The sequence below is a fragment of the Halanaerobium sp. genome (assembly GCF_003070835.1).
The window spans coordinates 1-3810 of the sequence record NZ_QBLR01000315.1; the positions used below are offsets into that span (position 1 = coordinate 1).

Consider the following 3810-nt stretch of genomic DNA (forward strand, 5'->3'; position numbering starts at 1 on the left):
CCAAATGAAATTTCTTGAAAAACACTGGATGAAAAAAGCTGCATATCTGGATCCTGAAAAACTATACCAATATTTTTTCTTAAATTTTGCAGTTCTTTTTTCTTATAAGATATTTTTTTCCCTCTAAATTTTATATTTCCTTGTTTGGGCTTTAAGATTCCATTTAAATGGAGAAATAGTGTTGACTTTCCGGCACCATTTGCGCCAAGAATAGCTATTTTTTTACCCTTTTCAATGCTGAGGGATAAACCATCTAATGCATTAGTTCCATCTGGATAGTTAAAAACTAAATTTTCTACTTCAAGTACTTTTTTAGACAAAATTACCACCACCAAAAATTGAAACAATAATCAAAAATGTTTCAAATAATATGATCATCATTATATTTTTATAAGAAAAACTATATTTTTTTTCTAGTACTCTTATCTTACCATCATATCCTCTGGCCACAAGAGCTGTAAGCAGACCTTGAGCCCGATAATAGGCCCTGATAAAAAGATTAGATATCAGCTTAGCTATAGAAAAAAAAGATTTCTTAATTGAAGAATAACCTAACCTTGATAACTGTGAGGTTCTTATTAAATCTGCAGTATCTAAAAGAACAAAAATAAAACGATAAATAAGCATCATCAATTCTATAACTATTTCAGGAAGTTTAAACTTTCTTAAGACAGAAATGATTTCTAATACTGGGGTTGTTAGAGTTAAAAAATACATACAGCAGATTGAAGCAAATGATTTTAAAAATAATAATGCTGCTGTATTTAGTGATTTAGACTCTAAACCGAGAAACCATCCACCTAATTCGAAGTAAAAAAAATAGTTATTTAATTCTCGAGAAATGCTAAATACTGCAGTTATCGATGCAATAATAAGAAAAGATACAGGTATAAAAAGCAGCTTTAAATAAAATTTAAACGGAATACCAACAGCAGTTATAATCAAAAGACTGATAACTGATATTACAATTATTGATGTCATAAAAGAATTAGCAGTTAAAGTAATTAATATTGTTAATAAAGCAAAAAAAGATTTTTCTAATGGATGAAAACTGCTGAAATTATTATTATAAGCATACTGATCAATATCTATCATTTTTTATCTTGCCTATTATTATCTTTGTTTTTGCCTCTCTGCAGACCAATATAATAGCCTAAGAATCCGGCACCAATGGCTGCCTGAAGAGCAAAAAGTAAGCTTTCTATCTCTCCACTCGGGGGTTCCCATATATTGCTAAACCAGGCAGTGTATTGTGGGCTTATTTCTGTAATCACATCTTCAGCCATTCCATCCGCCCCTAAAAATTCAGCATTTCTTTTTATTATTAAGGGAGTAATAACCACTATGAGGATAAGTAAAATTATTATCAAATTTTTCTTAGCTAAGCTCATGTCTCTTCCTCCTTGAAATAATTGATAATTCATCTAGTTCATTTTTGCCATATTCTTGAATGATATTAAATACAAGAACAGTTAAAAGCCCCTCAACAATAGCTAGCGGTATTTGGGTAAATGCAAATACACTTAAAAATTTAACTAAAGCAGCCATAAACCCTGAATTACCAGGAAAAGCTGCCGCCAGCTGTCCAGCAGTTGTAATATATGTAAAGAAATCAGACAATGAAGCCGCCAAAAAAACAGAAAACCAGACCGGAGCCCCAACTTTTTTTGATAGTTTAAACATAAAATGAGCTACAAATGATCCAACTACTGCCATTGCAAAAAGGTTTGCCCCCAGAGTTGTTATTCCGCCATGAGCTAAAAGAAGTGCCTGAAAGATTAGCACAATTGTCCCTAGTAAAACCATCGGCCAGGGACCAAATAAAATAGCACCCAAACCGATGCCAGTTGCATGAGAACAGCTGCCAGTTAAAGATGGTAGTTTGAGAGAGGATAGGACAAAGATAAATGCACCAGCAAGAGCCAAAAGCATTTTAATACCCGGACTTTCATCTTTTAGAATGTTATTTACTTTTTTAACACTGATTATTAAAAATGGTACTGCAAGCACAGTCCAAAAACCGGCCCATTTCATTGGCAAAAAGCCTTCTGCAATATGCATTGCATAAACAGTTTTAGGTATTAAAAGTAAAGTAAAGATTAGTGATGTAGTTAAAGCAATTTTATTTTTCTTCATGATTACTCCCCTTTATTATTTTTTTATCTCGATTTAAGTAATCTATTTTTCCAGTAAAGATCTTAACTTTGCTGCATATTTATTTTGAATACCTTCATATTCACCAAGTCCTTTTAGCTGAACTTCTACCTCAAAACCTTCATTTTCTAAAATGTTTTTCCAGCTATCTTCATCTTCTCCAATCATATCATTTTGTGCATGATCTCCTGCTACCAGCATCAGCGGCGCCAACTTTATTTTTTTGTATTTTTTTTCCTTAAGTTGTTTAATAACTACCTTAATTTCTGGATATCCTTCAACTGCTCCAACATAATAATCTTTCATACCTCTTTCTTTTAGCACATAATCAAGGGCAGCATAATCTGAATTAGCAGCGTGTGAACTTCCATGTCCCATTAATAAGACAGCCTGTTCTTTAGAATTATTTTCTACTTCAGTTTTTAATATTTTTGCTACATCAAAATAATCAGCAGTTTTAGATAAAAGTGCATTACCCCATTTTAAATTTCTAAAATTATTTCTAAATTTCTTTACAGTTCTTACCAAATCATGAAATTCACTACCATTAATTATATGAAGAGGCTGAACAATTACCTCCTGATAACCTTCCTTATACAATTTTTTTAGAGCTTCTTTAGGATTATCAATATAAATATTGTCTCTTTGCTTAAGTTTTTCAATTATCATGCCTGAAGTAAAAGCTCTTTTTACTTCATATTCTGGAAAATGATCTTTTATTCTTTTTTCACAGGCTTTAATAGTTTTTTTTCTAGTTTCATGATAACTTGTACCAAAACTAACGACCAAAATAGCTTTTTTTTCTTTTTTTCCATTTCTATATTCATGGGCAAAATTTTTATCATATAACTTAGATTTCTGATAATCACTATCTAAAAAATCACCAACTAAAATTAAGGCCGTCTTTTTAATCCCAGCTGCTTTTACTTCAGCTGCAATTTCACCTAAAGTAGATTTAATTATCTTTTGGTCTGACCAAGAAGCTCTGGCTACAATAGCAGCTGGAGTTGTTAAAGGATATTCCTTGCTTAAATTATCTACTACTTCTTCTATCATCTGTACACTTAAAAAGATAGCCATTGAAGCTTGATGTTGAGCTAAACTAGCCAATTTTTCTTTCTCAGGAACTGGAGTTCTGCCAGCCTGTCTGGTTAAAATAACAGTTTGGGAAACATCTGGTAAAGTATACTCTGCTTCTAAAGCTGCTGCTGCTGCTAAAAATGAACTTACTCCTGGAATTATCTGATAGTCAATCCCATTTGCAGCCAAACTATCAATCTGCTCTTTAATTGCTCCATATATAGAAGGATCTCCTGTATGGACTCTGGCTACATTTTTATCCTCAGCTGCTGCTTTTTTTATTATTTCAATTACCTGATCTAAACTTAATTTAGCACTATTATATGTTTTAGCAGCTTTATTATATTTTAAAACTTCTGGATTAACTAATGAACCAGCATAAATAATGATTTCGGAATTCTCTATTGCTTTTTTGCCTTTAATAGTTAATAATTCTGGATCACCAGCACCAGCGCCTATTATATATACTTTCATCTAATAAATCCCCTTTCTTTTTACTATCATTAATGTCAGATATTCAATTTTTTTATTTTTAAACACTTCTATATTCTCAGTATAAAACTCATCTTCAAAACC

The 3810-nt window shown here is 31.6% G+C and carries 5 protein-coding genes and 1 pseudogene; all 6 read right to left on the reverse strand.

Translation table 11 applies throughout. The features are described 5' to 3' along the window. On the reverse strand, positions 1-320 hold a 320-nt coding region (locus tag CI949_RS18135; protein ID WP_290768978.1), incomplete at its 3' end, for an energy-coupling factor ABC transporter ATP-binding protein. Further along, a complete protein-coding gene (gene cbiQ / locus CI949_RS18140) occupies positions 313-1095 on the reverse strand; it encodes a cobalt ECF transporter T component CbiQ (protein ID WP_089716118.1) in 783 nt (260 codons plus the stop codon). The genes cbiQ and CI949_RS18135, both read right to left, overlap by 8 nt. After that, positions 1092-1391 (reverse strand): energy-coupling factor ABC transporter substrate-binding protein, encoded by a 300-nt coding sequence (locus CI949_RS18145; RefSeq protein WP_073157142.1) that lies wholly within the window; start codon positions 1389-1391, stop codon positions 1092-1094. The genes cbiQ and CI949_RS18145 overlap by 4 nt, the downstream gene beginning before the upstream one ends. Further along, positions 1378-2136 (reverse strand): energy-coupling factor ABC transporter permease, encoded by a 759-nt coding sequence (locus CI949_RS18150; RefSeq protein ID WP_290768983.1) that lies wholly within the window; start codon positions 2134-2136, stop codon positions 1378-1380. The genes CI949_RS18145 and CI949_RS18150 overlap by 14 nt, the downstream gene beginning before the upstream one ends. 42 nt (positions 2137-2178) lie before the next feature. Next, positions 2179-2943, reverse strand: a complete 765-nt coding sequence (locus CI949_RS21025) for a sirohydrochlorin cobaltochelatase (RefSeq protein ID WP_365941928.1) — start codon at positions 2941-2943, stop codon at positions 2179-2181. Between the two features lie 12 nt (positions 2944-2955). Further along, positions 2956-3708 (reverse strand): annotated as a pseudogene (gene cobM, locus CI949_RS21030) (precorrin-4 C(11)-methyltransferase); the annotation flags it as partial. Positions 3709-3810: the final 102 nt, after the last annotated feature.

Bases quoted from the DNA above. Each gene is read 5' to 3' on its own strand.
- cbiQ (WP_089716118.1), bottom strand. From the start codon at position 1,095: ATGATAGATATTGATCAGTATGCTTATAATAATAATTTCAGCAGTTTT.
- CI949_RS18145 (WP_073157142.1), bottom strand. From the start codon at position 1,391: ATGAGCTTAGCTAAGAAAAATTTGATAATAATTTTACTTATCCTCATA.
- CI949_RS18150 (WP_290768983.1), bottom strand. From the start codon at position 2,136: ATGAAGAAAAATAAAATTGCTTTAACTACATCACTAATCTTTACTTTA.